This is a genomic window from Variovorax sp. V116, from assembly GCF_041154435.1.
GTDB classification, from domain to species: domain Bacteria; phylum Pseudomonadota; class Gammaproteobacteria; order Burkholderiales; family Burkholderiaceae_C; genus Variovorax; species Variovorax paradoxus.
The window spans coordinates 5,324,370-5,343,338 of sequence record NZ_AP028661.1 but is presented as its reverse complement, the minus strand read 5'-3'; the positions used below and the strand labels follow the sequence as shown (position 1 = coordinate 5,343,338).

The following is an 18,969-nucleotide window of genomic DNA, read 5'->3' as shown; positions in this document are numbered from 1 at the left end:
TGGAGCCCCGCTGAGCGGTTCGTATCTGGGTCCGCACGGCCACGTGCCAGTGCAACAAGACCGTCGGTAGATGTGCAGTCTGTTCCTCGTTTCGTTGCGCCTCGATCCTCAATGCCTCGCAAGCGATACAGCTTGGTAGAAAAACCAACCCAAACCCGTGCTTGACTGCGCGAGAAGTCCCGGTACAAGGAGGAGGCCGCAGGCCGGGGGACATTCGCGGAGGGGAGTACCCGGTGATCTGTGCACACACCCTGGACAACAGCACCCTGAACAAGACCGCCCGAACACAGCCAAACTCGCGCAGTTAAAAAAGACATGAAAGAAACCCAAGCCCGAGAAGAAATCTGCCGAGTCGGCCGCAGCCTGTTCGAACGCGGCTACGTGCATGCCACCGCGGGCAACATCAGCGTGCGGCTGGACGACGGTTTTCTGATCACGCCGACCGATGCCTGCCTGGGTTTTCTCGACCCCGCGCGTCTTGCCAAACTCGACGCGCAAGGCCAGCAGACCGGCGGCGACCGCGCCAGCAAGACCATCGCGCTGCACACGCGCATCTACGCCGCCGCCCGCAAGTTCGATGCAGGCACGGCCTGCGTGATCCACACGCACAGCACGCACTGCGTCGCGCTCACGCTGGCGAACACGCCGGGCGACGAGCTGCTGCCCGCGCTCACGCCGTACTTCGTCATGAAGGTCGGCCACGTACCGCTCATTCCGTACCACCGCCCCGGCGCGCCCGAAGCGGCCGAACTCGTGGCGCAGGCCATCGAGCGCCACGGCGCGGCCGGCACGCCGATTCGGGCCGTGATGCTCGAACGCCTCGGCCCCAACGTGTGGCACGGGAACCCGGCGGCCGCCATGGCCGTGCTCGAGGAACTCGAGGACACCGCCAAGCTCCAGCTCCTCGCCGGCCCTGCCAGGCCCGAGCCGCTCGGCAATGAACAGATCGATGAACTGCGCCGCATCTTCGGTGCGCGCTGGTAGCCGCCAGTAGTAGTAAAAACACGCCATGCCCCAATTCGCCGCCAACCTCTCGATGCTCTATCCGGAGCTCGACTTCCTCGACCGCTTCGAAGCCGCCGCGAAAGACGGCTTCAAGGCCGTCGAATATCTTTTTCCCTATGCCTTCGCAAAGGAAGAGCTCGCCGCGCGGCTCCAGCACAACGGCCTGCAGCAGGTGCTCTTCAACGCCCCTCCGGGCGACTGGGACCGCGGCGAACGCGGCCTGGCCTGCCTGCCGGGCCGCGACGCCGAATTCCGCGAAGGCATGGCCAGCGCCATCGACTACGCCGTGGCGCTCGGCTGCCCGCGCATCCACGTCATGGCGGGCCTGGTGCCCGAAGGCCTGGAGCGCGAGGCCGTGCAGCCCGTGTACGTCGACAACCTGCGCTGGGCCGCGGCCGAGGCGGCCAAGGCCGGGCGCGACGTGCTGATCGAGCCCATCAACACGCGCGACATCCCGCGCTTCTTCCTCAACCGGCAGGACCATGCGCACGAGATCGTCGACATGGTGGGCGCACCCAACCTCAAGGTGCAGATGGACCTGTACCACTGCCAGATCGTCGAGGGCGACGTGGCCATGAAGATCCGCAAGTACCTGCCCACCGGGCGCGTGGGCCACATCCAGATTGCCGGCGTGCCCGAGCGCCACGAGCCCGACATCGGCGAGCAGAACTACCCCTACCTGTTCGACCTGATCGACGAGGTGTCGGCGCAGTCCGGCTGGCAGGGCTGGGTCGGCTGCGAGTACCGGCCCCGGCGCGGCTCGGAACCCGGCGGCACCTCGGCGGGGCTCGGCTGGCTGCGGGCGCTGCAACAGCGCGCATGAAACTCGAGTCGCTGCGCATTCCATCGCGGCTGCGCGGCTTTGCCGCGGGCGATGCGCAGGTCTTCGACGTCACGCTGGCCGGCGACAGGGTGCAGGCCGTCGTGCCGAGCGCATCGCAGTCGCAGGCGCGCGGCACCTTGCTGAGCGCGCTCGTCGAGGCGCATGCGCACATCGACAAGAACTACACCGTGCAGGAAGTCGGCGCGGCCGAGGGCAACCTGTTCGCGGCCATCGACCGCATGGCGAAGCACCGCGCGGGCTGGAGCGGCCAGGCGCTGCGCCCGCGCATGGAGCGCGCGCTGCACGAGGCCTGGCAGTCGGGCACGCGGGCGCTGCGTACCCACATCGACTGGGTGGAGGGCGAGCCGCCCGCCGCGCTGGCGGTGTTCGAGGCGCTGCGCGAAGAGTGGCGCGGCCGCATCGAGCTGCAGTTCGTCTCTCTCACGCCGCTCGACCTGTTCGCGGACCTCGCGGCCGGCGAGCGCATTGCGCGCGAGGTGAAGCGCGCGGGCGGCGTGCTGGGCGCCTTCGTGTATCGCAACGAAGGCCTGGTGCACAAGCTGGGCCGCGTGTTCGACCTCGCGCAGGACCACGGCCTGGGCCTCGACTTCCATGTCGACGAGGGTCTCGACGCCGACGCGAGCGGCCTGCGCAGCATTGCGCAGCTGATGCGTGCGCGCGACTTCCGGCGCGGCGTGGTCTGCGGCCACTGCTGCTCGCTGGCGATGCAGGACGATGCCGTTGCCAACGAAACGCTGGCGCTGTGCGCGGGCGCCGGCATCCACATCGTCGCGCTGCCGACCACCAACCTCTACCTGCAGGGCGCCTGGGACCGCACGCCCGTGCCGCGCGGCATCACGCGCATCCGCGAGGCGGCGGCACGGGGCTTGCGTGCGAGCCTGGCCACGGACAACGTGCAGGACGCCTTCTATCCCTATGGCAGCTACGACCTTCTCGAAACCTTCGGCCTCGGTGTGCAGATGGCGCACCTCGCGCCCGCGGAAGAATGGCTCGACGCGATCACCGTCAGCCCGGCGAAGGCGCTCGGCCTGGCATGGGACGGCCGCATTGCGCCGGGCTGCCCCGCGGACCTGGTGCTGCTCGCGGCCACCGGCGAGCATGAGCTGGTCGGCTCGCGCGGGCGCCGGCGCACCGTGATCCGTGGCGGTCAAGAAATTCTGGAGCAGACACGATGAGCATGGGCAAGCCAATGGCCAACTACGCCGCCGCCAAGCGCGTGGGCGATTTCGTCTTCATGAGCGGCGTGGTTGCGGTCGACCCGGCCACGCGCCGCGCCGTGGCCGGCTACGAGGCCCTGCCCGAGGAAGGCCGCACGGCCCTGCAGGGCCTGGGCTATGCCACGGGCCAGATGTCGGTCGACATCTTCGAGGCGCCCATCGTGGCGCAGAGCTGGTTCGTGCTCGAGCGCATCCGCCAGATCGCGGCCGAGCATGGCGGCACCATGGAAGACGTGGTGAAGCTGGTGCAGTACTTCCGCCAGCTGCCGCACTACGCCTTCTACAACCGCGTGCGCGGCCTGTTCTATCCGGGCGAGCCGCCGGTCAGCACGGTGGTCGAGGTGTCGCGCTTCCTGCCGGGCGACGAGGTGCTGGTGGAAGTGGAAGCCACCATGTACCTGCCGCAGCATCGCCCTACTTGACGCCCGCGCCTTTCAGCAGGAATTCGGTCACCTGCTCGATCAGGTAGCGCCGGTCCTTGTCGTCGCCTTGCTGCGCCACATTGCGGAAGTAGGCCGCCTGCGTGGCGTGGTCGGCATAGAACTGCGTCACCGCCCAGATGTGGAACAGCACCAGCATCGGGTCGGCCTTGTCCATCAGGCCCTGGTTCATCCAGTTCTGGATCACGGCGGCGGCCTGGTCGGTGCGCTGCTTGCTCGTGTCCATCATGGCGTTGAGCACCGGCGCGCCGCGCATCATCTCGGCCGTGAAGATGCGCGAGCGCAGTGGGTGCTCGAACGAGAACACCATCTTGCGGCGGATCAGGTCGCCCAGCACCTTGCGCGGGCCGAAGGCCTCGTCGGCAAAGCCGAACACCACGATCCAGTCGTTGAGGATGTCCTGCAGGATCTGCCGGTAGAGCGCTTCCTTGCTTTCGATGTAGTAGTGCAGCTGCGCCTTCGAGAGCCCGGCCTTGTCGGCAATGGCCTGGGTCGAGGCGCCGGCCAGGCCCTCGCTTGCGAACACCTCGATGGCGGCCTGGTTGATGAGGCCGAGCACCTGCGTGTACTTGCGCGAGCGGCCGCGCGTGGCGGGCGCCTCGCTGTCGCTTTCTCTTTCCTCTTCTCCGATGCTCACAGCTGCAGCACCAGTTCCCGGCCCTTGGCGCGCGAGCAGCACAGGGCCACCTTGTGGCGCCGCTCGCTGCCCGTGAGGCAGAAGTCGCGGTGCTCCGCGCCTTCGCCATCGCCCTCGACCACGCAGGTGCCGCACAGGCCCTGCTGGCACGACACCGGAATGTCGATGCCCACTTCGTGCAGCGCATCGACGGCGGTCTGGTCGGCCGCCACCGGCACGCTGATGCCGCGCTGCGCGAGCTTCAGCGTGAAGGGCAGGCCGGTGCTCGCGTTCGCATCGGTGGGGGCGGCGAAGTATTCGGTGTGCAGCGTGTCTTCGGGCCAGTGCGCCGCAGCCTCGCGCACCGCCCGCATGAAGCCGCCGGGGCCGCAGACATACAGGTGCGTGTTGGGTGCGCGCTCGGCCAGCAGCGCGCGCAGGTCGATGCGCCGGCTGGCGCCGCCCTGGTCGAGGTGCAGTCGCAGGTGCGGCGCCAGCGCGGACGAATGCAGCGCATCGGCAAAGGCCAGGTGCTCCTCGCTGCGCGCGAACACGCAGAGCGTGAACGAGGCACCGCGCGCCGCGAGCGCCTGCGCCATGGCCAGCAGCGGCGTCATGCCGATGCCGCCGGCCATCAGCAGATGGTGCCCGGCCTCTTCGCGCAGCGCAAAGGTGTTGCGCGGCACGCTGATCGCGAGCAGGTCGCCTTCGCGCACGCGCTCGTGCATCGAGGCCGAGCCGCCGCGGCTTTGGGCCTCGCGCTTGACGCCGATCACGTAGGACGCCGCGGCGTGCGACGGCGCGTTCGAAAGAGACCATCGCGCCAGCGAGTACTGGCGCGAGAAGCCGCCGGGCATGTGCACGTCGATGTGCGCGCCGGCCTCGTAGCCCGGCAGCGTGCGGCCCCACGGATGGGCCAGCTCGAAGGCCAGGATTTCCGGCGTCTCGCGCGAGATGCGTTCGACGCGGACGGTGAGCGTGCGTTCGAGGCTCATGGTGGGGTCTGTCTCCTCTGTCCTGCTAGATGCTCTGCAGCTTGCGCGCAACGCGTTCGATGAAATGGGTGCGGTCGCGCGCGGTGACCGCGTTCATGTCGTGCAGCTGCAGCCACGTGACCTTGCAGCGCCATGCGAACAGCGCCCGCAGCGCGCGCGTGAAGAGCCGCCGGCCCGGGTCGCCGATGAGCATCACGAACCAGCGCGGCGAGCCGCCCGTGGTCACCACCGTCAGCCGCCGAATGTGCCGCATGCCCGACCTCGCGAGCTGTCCCTTGCGCTCTGCCGGCAGGAAGGCCACGCCCGGCAGCCACACGCGCTCGAGCCAGCCCTTGAGCATCGACGGCGGTCCATGGAACCAGGTGGGATAGACGAACACCAGGTGCTCGGCCCACAGCAGCGCTTCGACATGCGGCTTCACGCGTTCGCGGATCAGTTCGGGGTTGTCGAGGTAGGCGATGCGCTCTTCGCGCGTGAGCGTGGGCTCGAAGCCTTCGGCGTAGAGATCGATGGCCTTGACGGGGTGCCGCGGCTCGAGGGCCTCGAGGGCGGTGCGGTAGAGCGCGTGGTTGAAGCTGTCAGGGTTCGGATGGCAGTGGACGACGAGCGTTTTCATGAGGAGGGCCGGTTCGCCGGTTCGGCGAGACGGGGTCAGAGCCCAGGGAATGAAGAGCCGCGCAGTGCCTTATGGCAACCCAGGCGCCGGCATCTGACCCCGGCGCAAGCCCCGCGCGGCCCACGGGAAAAGACGGTGTGCTTACTTGCCGGCGAGCTTCTTGCGGATGTCGAGGCCGACGCCCTTGTTGACGAACTGCGTGGTGACGACCTTCGAGAGGTCGACCTCGCCCGGCTTGTAGAGGCCGGCCTTCACCATCTTGTCGTAGAAGTCCTTCACGCGGGCCTCGTCCATTGCGCCGATGCCCTTGGTGAGCGATTCGCCGCTGTCGACGATGCCCATCTTCTTCATGAGTTCGATGGAGCCTTGGGACGCGGCGACGGGCGAGTCGGGGTTGATCTTGGCGATCATCTCGTTGGCGGCCTTGTTGTCGCCGTAGAGGTAGTTGTTCCAGCCGATGATCGAGGCCTCGACGAACTTGCGCACGGTCTCGGGCTTGGTCTTGACGAGGTCGGCGCGCGTCTCGATGGTGGTCGAGTAGGTCGAGAAGCCGTTGTCGGCCAGCAGCTGCACCACAGGGTCGAAGCCGGCCTGCGCCTTGATCGAGAGCGGCTCGGAGATGGCGTAGCCCTGCTGGATGGACTTCTTGTCGGCCAGGAACGGGCCGACGTTGAAGGTGTAGGGCTTGAGCTGCGAATCCTTGAAGCCGTGCTCCGATTTCATCCACTGCCAGAAGCTGAACTGGCCATCCTTGCCGATGAAGGCCACGGGCGCCTTGGCCATGTCCTTGAAGGTGTCGAAGCCCTGTCCCGGATGGGCGAACATGGCCTGTGGGTCTTTCTGGAAGAAGGCCGCGACCACGACGGTGGGCACGCCGTTCTTCACGTTGTCGAAGGACTGAAGCAGGTTGCCGGTCATGAGGAAGTCGATCTTGCCGGCCGGCAGCATGGGCCGGTTGTTGACCATGGGTCCGCCCTGCTGGATGTCGACGTCGAGGCCATACTTCTTGTAGGTGCCGTCCACCAGCGCCTGGTAGAAGCCGCCGTGGCCGGCCTGCGCCTTCCAATTGGTGGCGAACACCACTTTTTCCTGCGCCTGTGCGGCGAAGGCGGCGGCCGCGAGGGCCAGGGCTAGGGCGAGCGGACGGATGGTCAGAGCGGGAACGTGCATGGCAGTGGACTCCTGGTGTGAATTCGACGGGGTATTTTCATGTCGGCTTGGCCATTGTTCGATGGCAAGCGCTGTTGTTCGTGGTGCGTGCACAGGCCACCGGGTACTCCCCTCCGCGAATGTCCCCCGGCCTGCGGCCTCCTCCTTGATTTCGCTGCGGGGAGCACCCGATGCCCTGTGCACGATGGGCGCGGCTCTGGTGCTGGCCGATCAACGACCGCTCTGTACAACGCTCCCGTCGATGGGGTGCCTTGCGCAGCGAAATCAAGGGGGAGGCCGAAGGCCGGAGGACATTCGCGGAGCAAGGTACCCCGTCGGCGGGAGCGCGCCCTGAATAGCAGCCCTCGAAATCAACGCGACGAAAGACAGGGCGACGCTTCATTTCAACGCTCGACAGCCATCTCGGAAGTCCAGCCACGCGTCTTGCCGGGGTTCATGAGCCCCATCGGATCGCTGCGCTTCTTGAACTCGATCTGCTGCGTGTCGATGGTCTTCATGCCGCCGTCCTCGATGGTCACGACATGCGGATTGAAGATCTTGCAGCCGCCCTGCGACTCGATCTCGCGGATCACCTCGTACTGGTGGGCTTCGCCCTTCCAGCGCACCAGCAGGATGCCGAAGGTGCCGCATTCGCCGCCGGCGCGTGCGAAGTCCTGGTGCTGCAGCACCTCGTCGCCGAAGATTTGCAGATGGCGCTCGACCACCGCCGGGTCGAAGGGCTGGGCGTAGGCCACCTGCAGGTAGGTCCAGCCGCGGTCGGCCTTGAGCGCCTGCAGCGTCGTGTGGTTGAACGCGCATTCGTACGCGGGCGGAAGGCCCTCGGCAAGCAGTTCGGGCTCGGTACCGGCGACGGAGAGGGTGCCGCCATGCGCGGCGGCCAGCGCGCGGAACCCGGCCATCGAATCGGGCGAGACCATCGCGAACGCGGCATGCCGGTCGCGCGGAAAGCGGTCGCGCATCGCCGTGTAGTAGGGTGAGAAGCGGGCCTCGACCGTGGAGAGCAAAAAGATGTCGAGCGCCGGCGCCTGCGCCGCAATGCCGAAATCGAGCGCGCCGCGGTACGTCTCGAACAGCACCGTGCAGTGCACCCACTCGACCGCCGGACTCAGCGCCACTTCCACGTCGAGGATCACGCCATTGGTGCCGTAGGCGTGGTGCACCTGCTGGATCTCGTCGCCGTGCAGTTCGATGATGCGCGGCTCGCGCTCCACCGTCATCACGCGCGCGCGCAGCAGGTTGCCGGGGTCGCGCAGGATGCCGTGGCGGAACGAGCCGATGCCGCCGAAGCCGCCCGCGATGAAGCCGCCGATGGTGGCCACGTGCCAGGTCGAAGGCCACATGCGCAGCGCCTGGCCGGTTTCGCGCGCCGCAAGGTCGATGTCGTGCATGCTCGCGCCGGCCTCCACGCGCATGCGGCCATCCTGGATGTCGAGCACGCGGCACATCTGCGTCACGTCGAGCACGATGCCGCCTTCGAGCGGCACGCACTGGCCGTAGTTGCCGGTGCCCCCGGCGCGCACGGTGAGCGGCAGCTTCCACTTGGCGGCCACGGCGGCCGCCTGGCGCACGTCGTCCTCGGTGCTGACCTTGACGACGAGGTCGGCCACGCAGCCCGCGAGCTGCGCGCTGAGGATGGGGCTGTACCAGTAGAAGTCCTTGGACAGCTGCTTGCGCTGGGCCGGCGCGGTGATCAGGTTGAGCCCGCGCAGATCGGCGCGCACGGCCTCCCAGTCGGTGGCGGCGTGCATGGCCCTAGCGTTCACGGCGCATCTCGCTTTCATGCCAGTGGCCGAGCACGAGACGCGACAGTGCCGCGAACACGATGAAGATCACGATGCCGAGCAGGGACACCAGCAGCAGCGCCGCGAACATCATCGGGATCTCGGTGCGGAAGCTCGATTCGAGGATGCGCGAGGCCAGGCCCGTTTCCTTGCCCGCGGTGCCGGCCGTGAACTCCGCCACCACCGCGCCGATCAGGCTCAGCCCGCCCGCGATCTTCAGTCCCGCCATGAAGTAGGGCAGCGCGCTGGGCGCGAGCAGGTAGCGGAAGGTCTGCCACGGCGAGGCCTTGTAGAGCTGGAACAGATCGCGCAGGTTGCTGTCGGCGCTTTTCAGGCCGATGACGGTGTTCGACAGGATCGGGAAGAAGGCCACGATCCAGGCGCACAGCAGAAGCGCCGCGGTGGTGCTCGACACGTAGATCAATATGAGCGGCGCGATCGCGATGATCGGCGTCACCTGCAGGATCACGGCGATCGGGAACAGGCCGATCTCGACCCACTTGAAGAGCGCGAAGGCAATCGCCAGCAGCACGCCGCCCACGATGGCCGCGCCGAGCGCGAGCAGCGTGAGCTTCACCGTGAACCACAGCGCGCTGGAGAGCGAGCCCCAGTTGTCGAACAGCGTGCGAAGAATGAGCGAAGGCGCGGGCAGGATGTAGTGCGGGATGTTGTTGGCGCGCACCATCCATTCCCAGGCCAGCAGCAGCGCAATGACGATGCCCGCAGGCACCGCGATGCGCAGCATCGATTCGCGCCGGCGCAAGCCGTCTTCGTGTGCGCGCAGCGCGGCCTCGGAGGGCGCCGTGTCCGCGTCCGCGAGCGCGGCGGGCTCATCAGTGATCGATGTCGACGCCATGCAGGGCTCCATGCAGGGATTGCGACACGGCGGTGCAGTGCACGTTGTAGCGGCTCGAGGTGCGGAATTCCTCGCCGCGCGGATAGGGCTCGTCGATGCCGATCTCCTCGATCACGCGGCCCGGGCGCGCGGCCATCACCACGATGCGGTCCGAGAGGTACACCGACTCGTAGACGCTGTGCGTGACGAACACCACCGAGAAGCGGTGCTCGCGCCAGATCGCGAGCAGGTCGTTGTTGAGCTTGATGCGCGTCATCTCGTCGAGCGCGGCAAAGGGCTCGTCCATCAGCAAGAGGCGCGGATGCGTGACCAGCGCGCGCGCGATCGACACGCGCATCTTCATGCCGCCCGAAAGCTCGCGCGGGTACACGCCCGCGAAGCGCGAGAGGCCGACCATCTCGAGGGCCTGCTGCACCACCGGCGCGGCCGCATCGCGGCTCTGGCCCGCGAGCTTGAGCGGCAGCCAGACGTTGTCGAACACCTTGGCCCAGGGCATGAGCGTGGGCTCCTGGAACACGAAGCCCAGGTCGCGGTCGCTCTGTGTCTTGCTGGTGTTGGCGCCGGACCATTGCATCTCGCCCGAGCTGAGCCGGGTCAGGCCGGCGATCAGCCTGAGCGCGGTGCTCTTGCCGCAGCCCGAGGGGCCGAGAAAGCTGATGAAGTCGTGCTCGCCGATGTCCAGCGTCATGCCCTGCAGCGCGAGCGTGCCGTTGGCAAAGCGCTTGCTGACATGACGCAGGCTGACCAGCGGCGAAGAAGAGGTCGCGAAGCTTTCCATGGTGGCTGCGAGCCTAGCGCCAGGCAGGTTCGTTGGCGAGGCGCGACAGCGGGAAGCGGTCCACCTCCTGCAGCAGCTCCACGAAGCGCCGCCCCACGTGGTCGAGCACCGCGGCGCCCTTCTCGGCGGTGGCGCGCGTGGCGTCGCCGGCCGCGCCCGCGGGGTTGATGTCGTGCATCTGCCAGCCGAGCTTGCCGCTGGGCGTGATCGAGAGGAATTGGTTCTCGGCGGCGAGGTCTTCGGTCATCGAGCGGAAGTTGCGGAACTGGTCGGGACGCACGTCGTTCGGCGCAAGGTGCAGCATGACCGAGCTTTCGAGATCGCCGGCATGGATGCCGTGCTTGCCCTCGTGCGCGGTGAAGAGCCCTTCGGGCAGGCCCAGCGTGTACCAGTTGGCGGCCACGACCATCATGCCGCGCTCCTCGCGCAGGTCGCGTGCCACGATGTCCATCACGCTCATCTGCCCGCCGTGGCTGTTGTAGAGCACCAGCTTGCGCACGCCGGCCTTCGCCACGCAGGCGCCGATGTCCTTCCACAGCGCGATCAGCGTGGTGGCCGAGACGGTGAGCGTGCCCGGGTAGCGCGAATGCTCGTTGCTCTTGCCGTAGGCCACGGTGGGCAGGAAGAGCACCGGCAGGTCGCCCGGCAGGTGCGGGAGCGCGGCCTGCACCATGCCGTCGATGGTGGCGGTGTCGGTCGACATCGGCAGGTGGGGGCCGTGCTGCTCGGTCGCGCCCACCGGCAGCACGGCGATCAGCCGTTCGCGGTCCAGGCGGGAGAACTCTTCGCTGGTCAGGTCGGACCAGAAGCGGCTGCGCAGGGGGTGCGGGTTCATCGTGGCGTACCTCGTGATGGCGGGCAACAGGGGCGGGATGATGAGCTAAATTATCCAATCGGTCAAAAAAAGATGGCTCGGCAATAACCCCCATGCCGCTGCCGCGTGAAATGCGGCGGCCACTTGATGGCGGCCTTCCATGGGCATATAAGTCATCCATGGTTCCTTGACTCGTCGCAAGACGAAAGGGGGCGCTATGAAGAGGCGCATCTACTGGCTGATGCCGGACCTGGCGAGCGCCAGGCGGGCAATGGACGATCTGGTGTGGGCACGCGTCGACGCCGCGCACATTCATTTCGCCGGACCGGAAGGCATGGACATGGCCGGGCTCCATGCGGCCAACGTGTGGCAGACCTCGGACCTCGTCCACGCAGCCAAGACCGGGTGGGTGGTCGGCAGTGCCTGCGGCATCGTCGTCGGCCTCGTGGCCGCGCTGCTGTTCCCGATCACCGGCGACGGCCCCGAATGGGAAGTGGCGGTGCTGGTGGCTCTCCTGGGCGGCGTGGTGGGCGCCTGGTCGGCCAGCATGATCGGCATTTCGATCCCGAGCCCCAGGCTGCAACGTTTCGAGGGCGCCATCGCGCAGGGGCAGATCCTGCTGATGGTGGACTTGCCGCGTTCGCGCGTGCGGGACATCGAGGCGCTGCTGCGCTCCGCGCATCCCGAAGCCCGGTTCGAGGGCGAAGAGCCGCAAGTCCCGGCCTTTCCCTGAAGCGCGCGCATGAGCCCGGAAACCATGCCGAGCCGCAGGAGCGCACATGACCATGGCCGTCGCCCTGCTGCTCATCGTGCTCGGCTCGGTGCTGTTCCACGTCTTCAATCCGTGGTGGACGACGCCCCTTGCGTCGAACTGGCAGCCGATGGACGACACCCTGTCCATCACGCTGCTGATCACGGGGATCTTCTTCATTGCCATCAACGTGTTCGTCGCCTACATGCTGGTGCGCTTTCGCCACCGCGAGGGACGCCGCGCGGCGCATGAGCCCGAGAACAGGAAGCTCGAGCGCTGGCTGATCGGCGGCACCACCGTCGGCATCATGGCGCTGCTGGCGCCCGGCCTCGTGGTGTACGCGAACTATGTCAGGGAGCCCCGCGACGCCCTCGTGCTCGAGGTGCTGGGCCAGCAATGGCAATGGCGCTTCCGCTTCCCGGGCGAGGACGGCAAGCTGGGCGCGACCGATGCGCGCTTTGTCAGCGCCACCAATCCGTTCGGCATCGACCCCGCCGATCGGGCCGGCCAGGACGACCTCCTGATCGCCGGCAACGAGGTGCACCTGCCGCTCGGCAAGCCGGTGCTGGTGCTGATGCGCTCGAACGACGTGCTGCACGACTTCTTCGTGCCGAACTTCCGCGCCCGGATGAACATGGTGCCGGGACAGGTCAGCCGCTTCTGGTTCACGCCGACCGTCGCGGGCCGCTACGAAGCGCTGTGCGCGCAGCTGTGCGGCGTGGGCCATCCCAACATGCGCGGCTACGTGGTGGTGGAAGACCCGGAGAACTACAAGGCCTGGCACGCGGCGCTGCCGACCTTCGCCAAGTCCCAGGCCAAGGCGCCCGAGGCCCCGGCCGGCGCCGCGGCGGCCGGCGGCGATGCACGCGTCCAGCAGGGGCGCGCGCTGGCGGACAGCAAGGGCTGCGTGGCCTGCCACACGGTCGACGGCAGCGCGCGCGTCGGGCCGACCTGGAAGGGCCTGCACGGCAAGACCGAAACCATGGCGGACGGCAGCACCGCGCTGGTCGACGAAGCCTATCTGCGCAGCTTCATCCGCGATCCGCAGGCCCGCCAGGTGAAGGGCTTCCCGCCGGTCATGCCGAAGATCGAGTTGAGCGATGAAGAACTGGCCGCGCTGGTGGCCTATATCCAGAGTCTGGGCAGCCCGCCGGCGCAGGCTGCCGCCGAACAGAAGGCTGCGCGATGAACTCGTCCCACGCCGACGGCGGCGACCACCCCGCGCCGCAGAGCTTCCTGACCCGCTACGTCTGGAGCCAGGACCACAAGGTGATCGCCGTGCAGTACGCCTGCACCGCCATCGCAGTGGGCGTGGTGGGCGTGGTGCTGTCCAACCTGATGCGGCTGCAGCTCGGCTTTCCGGGCCAGTTCGAGTTCATCAACGCCGAGCGCTATTACCAGTTCGTGACCATGCACGGGATGATCATGGTGATCTACCTGCTCACGGCGCTGTTCCTCGGCGGCTTCGGCAACTACCTGATCCCGCTGATGGTGGGCGCGCGGGACATGGTCTTTCCCTATCTCAACATGCTGAGCTTCTGGGTCTACCTGCTGTCGGTGGTGGTCCTGGTGGCGAGCTTCTTCGTCGCGGGCGGTCCCACCGGCGCGGGCTGGACGCTGTATCCGCCGCAGTCGATCCTGCCCGGCACGCCGGGCCATGCGGGCGGCATCGTGCTGATGCTGGTGTCGCTGCTCATCTTCATCGTGGCAACGACGATGGGCGGCCTCAACTACGTGACCACCGTGCTGCAGGCGCGCTGCGAAGGCATGACGCTGCTGCGCATGCCGCTCACGGTGTGGGGCATCTTCGTGGCCACCATCCTCGCGCTGCTCGGTTTTCCGGCGCTGTTCGTCAGCGGCGTGATGCTGCTGCTCGACCGGACGCTGGGCACCAGCTTCTTCATGCCGGCGCTGGTGTCGATGGGCCAGGTGACCGGCTACAAGGGCGGCAGCCCGCTGCTGTTCCAGCACCTGTTCTGGTTCTTCGGCCATCCCGAGGTCTACATCGTCGCGCTGCCGGCCTTCGGCATCGTCTCGGACCTGATCAGCGTGCATGCGCGCAAGTGCATCTTCGGCTACCGCATGATGGTGTGGGCCATCGTGGCCATCGGCGCGCTCAGCGTGGTGGTGTGGGCGCACCACATGTTCGTGAGCGGCATGAATCCGTACTTCGGCTTCTTCTTCGCGACCACCACGCTGATCATCGCGGTGCCCACCGCGATCAAGGTCTACAACTGGATCCTGACGCTGTGGCGCGGCGACATCCACCTGACGGTGCCGATGCTGTTCGCGCTGGCCTTCCTGTGCACTTTCCTCATCGGCGGGCTCACGGGCCTGTTCCTCGGCAACGTGAGCGTGGACATCCCGCTGTCGGGCACGTATTTCGTGGTGGCGCACTTCCACATGGTGATGGGCGTGGCGCCGCTCCTGGTGGTGTTCGGCGGCATCTACCACTGGTTCCCCAAGGTCACCGGCCGCATGCTCGACGACCGGCTCGGGCGCCTGCATTTCTGGATCACCTTCCTCGGCACCTACCTGATCTATTTTCCGATGCACTACCTGGGTGTGCTGGGCATGCCGCGGCGCTACTACAACTTCGACGGCTATGCGTTCATTCCGCCCTCGGCATTCAGCCTGAACACCTTCATCACCGTGGTTGCGCTGATCGTCGGCGTGGCGCAGTTGCTGTTCATTGCCAATCTCGCCTGGAGCGCGTGGCGCGGCCGGCCGGCCGACGCCAATCCATGGCGCGCCGCCTCGCTCGAATGGCAGACGCCCGCCACGCCGCCGGGCCACGGCAACTGGGGACCGCGGCTGCCGGTGGTCTACCGGTGGGCCTATGCCTATGGGGAGCCGGGTGCGGCGGAGGATTTCATCGCGCAGAACGCACCGCCGGAAGCCGGGCCCGGGGAGCCCGAGCCGGAGGGCCAGGGCGAGGTCCGGGGAGCACCGGCATGATTTCAGGAGCCGCCTTGGGCATCCGCGGTGCCGGCCGCGGCCATGGCCGCGCCCACGATCCGCATGCGAGCGCGGCCGGCATCGGCCTGTGGGTCTTCATGGGCGTGGTGACTGCGTTGTTCTCCCTCTTCATCGTGGCCTATGTGATGCGCATGAGCGGCGGCGATGCGATGACCATCGCGCTGCCGTGGCAGCTCTGGCTCAGCACGGCATTGCTGGTGGCGGGCAGCGTGGCGCTGCAACGGGCCAGCGGCGCACCGCGCGGTCCCGGCCCGATGCGGGCGCGTCGCCTGCTGCTGGCGGGGGGTCTCTTCGCATTCGGCTTCCTGGCCGTGCAGCTGTGGGCCTGGCAGGCGATGCTGGGCGCGCAGGTGATGCCGGCCGGCAATCCGGCGGGCAGCTTCTTCTACCTGCTGACGGCCATGCACGGGCTCCACCTGATGGGTGGGCTGGTCGGCTGGGCCTGGACGGCGCACGCCGCCTGGCCCGATCCAGCCCGGTCCGCCTGGCGCATCGCGCTGTGCGCGCGCTACTGGCACTTCATGCTGGCGGTGTGGCTGGTGCTGTTCGCGCTGCTGGGCTGGGTGACGCCGGAGGTGGCGCGCTTCATCTGCGGCACATCCTGAGGAGGCGTCCCATGAACCACACCGCAACCGCCGCCGCTGCGCCGCTGAACCCGCAGGCCATCGCCGCCACCGGCTGGCGCGGGCTGGTCGCCGACTGGTCCTCCGACCGCCAGGCGTTCCACGTCTCGTGGGGCAAGGCGATGATGTGGATCTTCCTGCTCAGCGACACCTTCGTCTTCAGCTGCTTCCTGACCGGCTACATGACGGTGCGCGCCTCGACCACCGTGCCGTGGCCCAACCCGAGCGAGGTGTTCGCGCTCCATGTGGGGGGCGCCGACATTCCGCTGCTGCTGATCGCGATCATGACCTTCGTGCTCATCAGCAGCAGCGGCACGATGGCGATGGCCGTCAATTTCGCCTACCGCCGCGACCGCGTGAACGCCGCCACGCTGATGCTCGTGACCGCGACCTGCGGCGAAATCTTCGTCGGCATGCAGGCCTTCGAGTGGTCCAAGCTGATCCTCGAGGAGGGCGTGCGGCCCTGGGGCAACCCGATGGGCGCGGCGCAGTTCGGCTCGGCCTTCTTCATGATCACGGGCTTCCATGGGCTGCACGTGTCGGCCGGCGTGGTCTTCCTGTTCACCGTGGCCTTCAAGCTGATGCGCGGCGACTACGACAAGTCCGGCAACTACCAGATCGTCGAGATTGCCGGCCTGTACTGGCACTTCGTGGACCTGGTGTGGGTGTTCATCTTTGCGCTGTTCTATCTCTGGTGAGGAGGAGGAAGAAGACCATGAACCCCGCCACCGGCCAGCAGCATCCGATCAGCCTCTATCTCAAGATCTGGGGGCTGCTGTTCGTGCTCAGCACGATGTCCTACCTGGTCGACTATTTCCATTTCCAGGGCTACCTGCGCTGGACGCTGATCGTCACCTTCATGCTGCTGAAGGCGGGGCTGATCGTCGCGGTCTTCATGCACATGGCCTGGGAGCGGCTGTCGCTGGTCTATGCCATCCTGGTGCCGCCGCTGTGCCTGCTGGTGCTGGTCGGCCTGATGGCGGCGGAGGCCGGCCACACCTACCTGACGCGGCTGTTGTTCTTCCACTGAAGCCGTTGCAGGCCCGCTCAGCGCTTCACCACGTAGCGCGTCACCACCGGCGGCGATTCGCCGATGTGGAAGGCCAGCCGCCGCTCGCGCAGCGCCATGTCGGCGGCCGTGGCGCGGTTGAAGCGGCGCAGGTGGTCGGTCCAGCTTTCGTCCACGATCTCTTCCAGGTAGCGGCCCGGCTCCGCGATGTCGTGCAGCAGTTCCCAGCCGATGGCGCCCTGGCCCAGGCGCGCGCGCCGGGTCTGGTGCATCACCAGGTGGAAGGCGGCCGCGCGCGCGGGGTCGATCATGTATTCGATGGTGATGACCACGCGGCCGTTTTCTTCCGGCGTTTCCGCCGGCGGGCCCGCGGCCCAGCCGGCCCGCGCCGGGCTCATGTCGGCTTCCTCGCCCGAGACGTCGGTGACCCAGCGCAGCGCCGCCAGCATCAGCAGGGTGCCGCTCACGGCGGCGACCTCGAGGCTGGAGCGCAGGTCGGTGACGGTGGCCACCTGGCCCCAGAGCGCCGCGCCGATCGCGCTCGCGCCCATGATCGCCATCTGGTAGGTCGACATGCCGCGCGCGCGCACCCAGTCGGGCAGCGCGAGCTGCGCCGACACCGAGAGCGAGTTGGCCACCGTGATCCAGGCCATGCCGCCGAAGAACATCGCGGGCACCGCCACCCAGGCGTTGGGTGCGAAGGCCATCACCGCGGTGGCGAGCGACTGCAGCACCGTGCCGCGCAGCACCAGCTGGTCGCGCCCGAGCGCCTGGCGCAGCCGCGGCAGGAACAGCACCGCGATGATCGCGCCCGCGCCCATGGCGGCCAGCAGCAGCGTGAAGGTGGCCGCGCCGCCGCCCTTGAGGTTGCGTGCCAAGAGCGGCAGCAGCGCGAGCAGCGCGGTGGAGTGGAAGAAGAAGATCGTGATGCGCGAGAGCACCGCGCGCATGCGCTGCGACTGCCAGACGAACTGCACGCCCACGCGCATCGCGCTGATGAGCTTCTCGCGGCCCAGCGGATTGGGCGTGTGCTCGCGCCGCCAGCGCAGCACCACGAAGCCCGAGGCCACCGACAGCACCGCGTTGAGCGCAAACACCCAGACGCTGCCCGCGCTGGCGATCAGCATGCCGGCCGTGAGCGGGCCGATGATGCGCGAGGCGTTCATCGCAATGCCGTTCAGGCCCAGCGCCGCCGGCAATTGCGGCCGCGGCACCAGCTCGGGCACGATGGCCGAGAACACCGGCCAGCGCAGCGCCAGCCCGATGCCGTTGGCAAAGGTGAGCGCCAGCAAGAGCGGCGCGGTCATCAGGTCCATGGCGATGGCCGCGCACAGCACGATGGCCGTGCCCGCGAGCCAGAACTGCGTGGCCACCAGCCAGCGCCGGCGGTCCAGGATGTCGGCCAGCGCGCCGCTGGGCAGGCCCAGCAGGAACACCGGCAAGGTGGAGGCCGACTGCACCAGCGCCACCCAGATCGGCGAGGTGGTCAGCGAGGTCATCATCCATGCCGCCGCCACGTCGTTCATCCACATGCAGATGTTGGCGATGAGCCAGGTGCTCCACAGCATGCGGAACACGGGCAGCTTGAGCGGCTCGAGCGCCGCGAACTTCGGCGGCTGCGGCCGGGCGGGGGGAATGGGTGTTTCTTCGGGCGAAATCGGCGGCATGTCGCCCGATTGTGCCTATCCCCTGTCGCTGCGTGCCAGGCGGTGTTCGAGCCGCCGCAGCATCGTCGTGAGCACGAGCGTCATCACCCAGTACACCACCGAGATCGCGAGGTACGGCTCCCAGTAGCGCGCATAGGCACCGGCCACCGTGCGCGCCGCATAGGCCAGCTCGGCCAGGCCGATGGCCGAGACCAGCGAGGTGTCTTTCAGCAGCGCGATCGCGTTGTTGCCGAGAGGCGGCAGCATGCGCCTGAAGGCCTGCGGCAGCACCACGTAGCGCATCACCTGCAGCGGCGTGAAGCCGATCGAGCGGCCGGCATCGAACTGCCCGCGCGAGATCGACTGGATGCCGGCGCGGAACACCTCCGAGATGTAGGCCGCCGAATTGAGCGTGAGCGCCACCACGCCGGAGATCAGCGCGCCGTGCTCCTGCTTGAGCTCGCGCGCCAGGTCGCCGCTGATCAGGAGGCCGGTCGCCGGATGGATGAACACCGGCATCACCGCAAAGTGGATCAGCAGGATCTGCACGAACAAAGGCGTGCCGCGGAAGAAGCTCACGTACACCGTGGCCGGCCAGCGCAGGAAGAAGCGCGCCATCCAGCTCCAGGGCGCATGGCGCGGCCGGGCGAGCCGCGCGAGCGCCAGGCACAGGCCCCAGCTCGAACCCAGCAGCACGCAGACCACCGTCATGCGCAGCGTCATCCAGGCGCCCTGCCAGAACAGGTCCCTGTATTCGACCAGGATGTCCCAGCGGAACCATCCGAACAAGAGGATCGGCTGCTCCATCTAGGGCTTTCGCGCGGTCGTG

20 protein-coding genes are annotated in these 18,969 nt (G+C 67.9%); 10 read left to right on the top strand and 10 right to left on the bottom strand.

Annotated elements, in window-relative coordinates; translation table 11 throughout:
* Nucleotides 1-315: 315 nt before the first annotated feature.
* The 4 genes from ACAM58_RS25615 to ACAM58_RS25600 are packed head-to-tail and all read left to right on the top strand — an operon-like array spanning nucleotide 316 to nucleotide 3,488.
* The gene (locus ACAM58_RS25615) at nucleotides 316-984 is read left to right on the top strand and encodes an aldolase (RefSeq protein ID WP_369663794.1); all 669 of its coding nucleotides are present in this window, start codon (nucleotides 316-318) and stop codon (nucleotides 982-984) included.
* A 25-nt stretch (nucleotides 985-1,009) separates the two neighbouring features.
* A complete protein-coding gene (gene otnI / locus ACAM58_RS25610; protein ID WP_369663793.1) occupies nucleotides 1,010-1,828 on the top strand; it encodes a 2-oxo-tetronate isomerase in 819 nt (272 codons plus the stop codon).
* Nucleotides 1,825-3,024 (top strand): amidohydrolase family protein, encoded by a 1,200-nt coding sequence (locus ACAM58_RS25605; protein WP_369663792.1) that lies wholly within the window; start codon nucleotides 1,825-1,827, stop codon nucleotides 3,022-3,024. The genes otnI and ACAM58_RS25605 overlap by 4 nt, the downstream gene beginning before the upstream one ends.
* Entirely contained in the window at nucleotides 3,021-3,488 is a 468-nt protein-coding gene (locus tag ACAM58_RS25600) for a RidA family protein (RefSeq protein WP_015867879.1), read from the top strand. The genes ACAM58_RS25605 and ACAM58_RS25600 overlap by 4 nt, the downstream gene beginning before the upstream one ends.
* Here ACAM58_RS25600 and ACAM58_RS25595 read toward each other — a convergent pair.
* The 8 genes from ACAM58_RS25595 to ACAM58_RS25560 all read right to left on the bottom strand — a co-directional run bounded on the left by ACAM58_RS25595 (nucleotide 3,481) and on the right by ACAM58_RS25560 (nucleotide 11,153).
* Complete coding sequence (locus ACAM58_RS25595) at nucleotides 3,481-4,143, bottom strand: TetR family transcriptional regulator C-terminal domain-containing protein (protein ID WP_369663791.1); 663 nt, start codon at nucleotides 4,141-4,143, stop codon at nucleotides 3,481-3,483. The two genes, ACAM58_RS25600 and ACAM58_RS25595, sit on opposite strands and share 8 nt — an antisense overlap.
* Nucleotides 4,140-5,117 carry a 2Fe-2S iron-sulfur cluster-binding protein gene (locus tag ACAM58_RS25590; protein ID WP_369663790.1) on the bottom strand — a complete coding sequence of 326 codons (978 nt, stop codon included), beginning with the start codon at nucleotides 5,115-5,117 and terminating at the stop codon, nucleotides 4,140-4,142. Before ACAM58_RS25590 ends, ACAM58_RS25595 begins: the two co-directional genes overlap by 4 nt.
* 25 nt (nucleotides 5,118-5,142) lie before the next feature.
* A complete protein-coding gene (locus tag ACAM58_RS25585) occupies nucleotides 5,143-5,733 on the bottom strand; it encodes an NAD(P)H-dependent oxidoreductase (RefSeq protein ID WP_369663789.1) in 591 nt (196 codons plus the stop codon).
* Between the two features lie 141 nt (nucleotides 5,734-5,874).
* Nucleotides 5,875-6,903 carry an ABC transporter substrate-binding protein gene (locus ACAM58_RS25580; protein ID WP_369663788.1) on the bottom strand — a complete coding sequence of 343 codons (1,029 nt, stop codon included), beginning with the start codon at nucleotides 6,901-6,903 and terminating at the stop codon, nucleotides 5,875-5,877.
* Between the two features lie 383 nt (nucleotides 6,904-7,286).
* Nucleotides 7,287-8,651 (bottom strand): FAD-binding oxidoreductase, encoded by a 1,365-nt coding sequence (locus ACAM58_RS25575; protein ID WP_369663787.1) that lies wholly within the window; start codon nucleotides 8,649-8,651, stop codon nucleotides 7,287-7,289.
* Nucleotides 8,652-8,655: 4 nt separating this feature from the next.
* The gene (locus ACAM58_RS25570; RefSeq protein ID WP_015867873.1) at nucleotides 8,656-9,540 is read right to left on the bottom strand and encodes an ABC transporter permease; all 885 of its coding nucleotides are present in this window, start codon (nucleotides 9,538-9,540) and stop codon (nucleotides 8,656-8,658) included.
* Nucleotides 9,518-10,318 carry an ABC transporter ATP-binding protein gene (locus tag ACAM58_RS25565; RefSeq protein ID WP_369663786.1) on the bottom strand — a complete coding sequence of 267 codons (801 nt, stop codon included), beginning with the start codon at nucleotides 10,316-10,318 and terminating at the stop codon, nucleotides 9,518-9,520. Before ACAM58_RS25565 ends, ACAM58_RS25570 begins: the two co-directional genes overlap by 23 nt.
* A 13-nt stretch (nucleotides 10,319-10,331) precedes the next feature.
* Nucleotides 10,332-11,153: a creatininase family protein gene (locus tag ACAM58_RS25560; protein WP_369663785.1), complete on the bottom strand. Its 822-nt coding sequence runs from the start codon at nucleotides 11,151-11,153 to the stop codon at nucleotides 10,332-10,334.
* 196 nt (nucleotides 11,154-11,349) lie between these two features.
* On the opposite strand from ACAM58_RS25560, the gene ACAM58_RS25555 reads away from it, so the two are divergent.
* From ACAM58_RS25555 to ACAM58_RS25530, 6 genes are read left to right on the top strand one after another with little or no spacing between them, the layout of a single operon-like run.
* Nucleotides 11,350-11,865, top strand: coding sequence for a DUF1269 domain-containing protein (locus ACAM58_RS25555; RefSeq protein WP_369663784.1), 516 nt, complete (start codon nucleotides 11,350-11,352; stop codon nucleotides 11,863-11,865).
* A 46-nt stretch (nucleotides 11,866-11,911) separates the two neighbouring features.
* Nucleotides 11,912-13,072: a c-type cytochrome gene (locus ACAM58_RS25550; protein ID WP_369663783.1), complete on the top strand. Its 1,161-nt coding sequence runs from the start codon at nucleotides 11,912-11,914 to the stop codon at nucleotides 13,070-13,072.
* Entirely contained in the window at nucleotides 13,069-14,841 is a 1,773-nt protein-coding gene (gene ctaD, locus ACAM58_RS25545) for a cytochrome c oxidase subunit I (RefSeq protein ID WP_369663782.1), read from the top strand. The genes ACAM58_RS25550 and ctaD overlap by 4 nt, the downstream gene beginning before the upstream one ends.
* The gene (locus ACAM58_RS25540) at nucleotides 14,838-15,467 is read left to right on the top strand and encodes a bb3-type cytochrome oxidase subunit III (RefSeq protein WP_369663781.1); all 630 of its coding nucleotides are present in this window, start codon (nucleotides 14,838-14,840) and stop codon (nucleotides 15,465-15,467) included. The genes ctaD and ACAM58_RS25540 overlap by 4 nt, the downstream gene beginning before the upstream one ends.
* Nucleotides 15,468-15,478: 11 nt before the next feature.
* Nucleotides 15,479-16,183 (top strand): heme-copper oxidase subunit III family protein, encoded by a 705-nt coding sequence (locus ACAM58_RS25535; RefSeq protein ID WP_015867866.1) that lies wholly within the window; start codon nucleotides 15,479-15,481, stop codon nucleotides 16,181-16,183.
* Between the two features lie 17 nt (nucleotides 16,184-16,200).
* A complete protein-coding gene (locus ACAM58_RS25530; RefSeq protein WP_015867865.1) occupies nucleotides 16,201-16,515 on the top strand; it encodes a cytochrome C oxidase subunit IV family protein in 315 nt (104 codons plus the stop codon).
* Between the two features lie 17 nt (nucleotides 16,516-16,532).
* Here the strand turns inward: ACAM58_RS25530 and ACAM58_RS25525 are convergent, their stop codons facing one another.
* Nucleotides 16,533-18,161 (bottom strand): MFS transporter, encoded by a 1,629-nt coding sequence (locus tag ACAM58_RS25525; protein WP_369663780.1) that lies wholly within the window; start codon nucleotides 18,159-18,161, stop codon nucleotides 16,533-16,535.
* A gap of 15 nt (nucleotides 18,162-18,176) precedes the next feature.
* Nucleotides 18,177-18,947 carry an amino acid ABC transporter permease gene (locus tag ACAM58_RS25520; RefSeq protein WP_062364030.1) on the bottom strand — a complete coding sequence of 257 codons (771 nt, stop codon included), beginning with the start codon at nucleotides 18,945-18,947 and terminating at the stop codon, nucleotides 18,177-18,179.
* Between the last annotated feature and the right edge of the window lie 22 nt (nucleotides 18,948-18,969).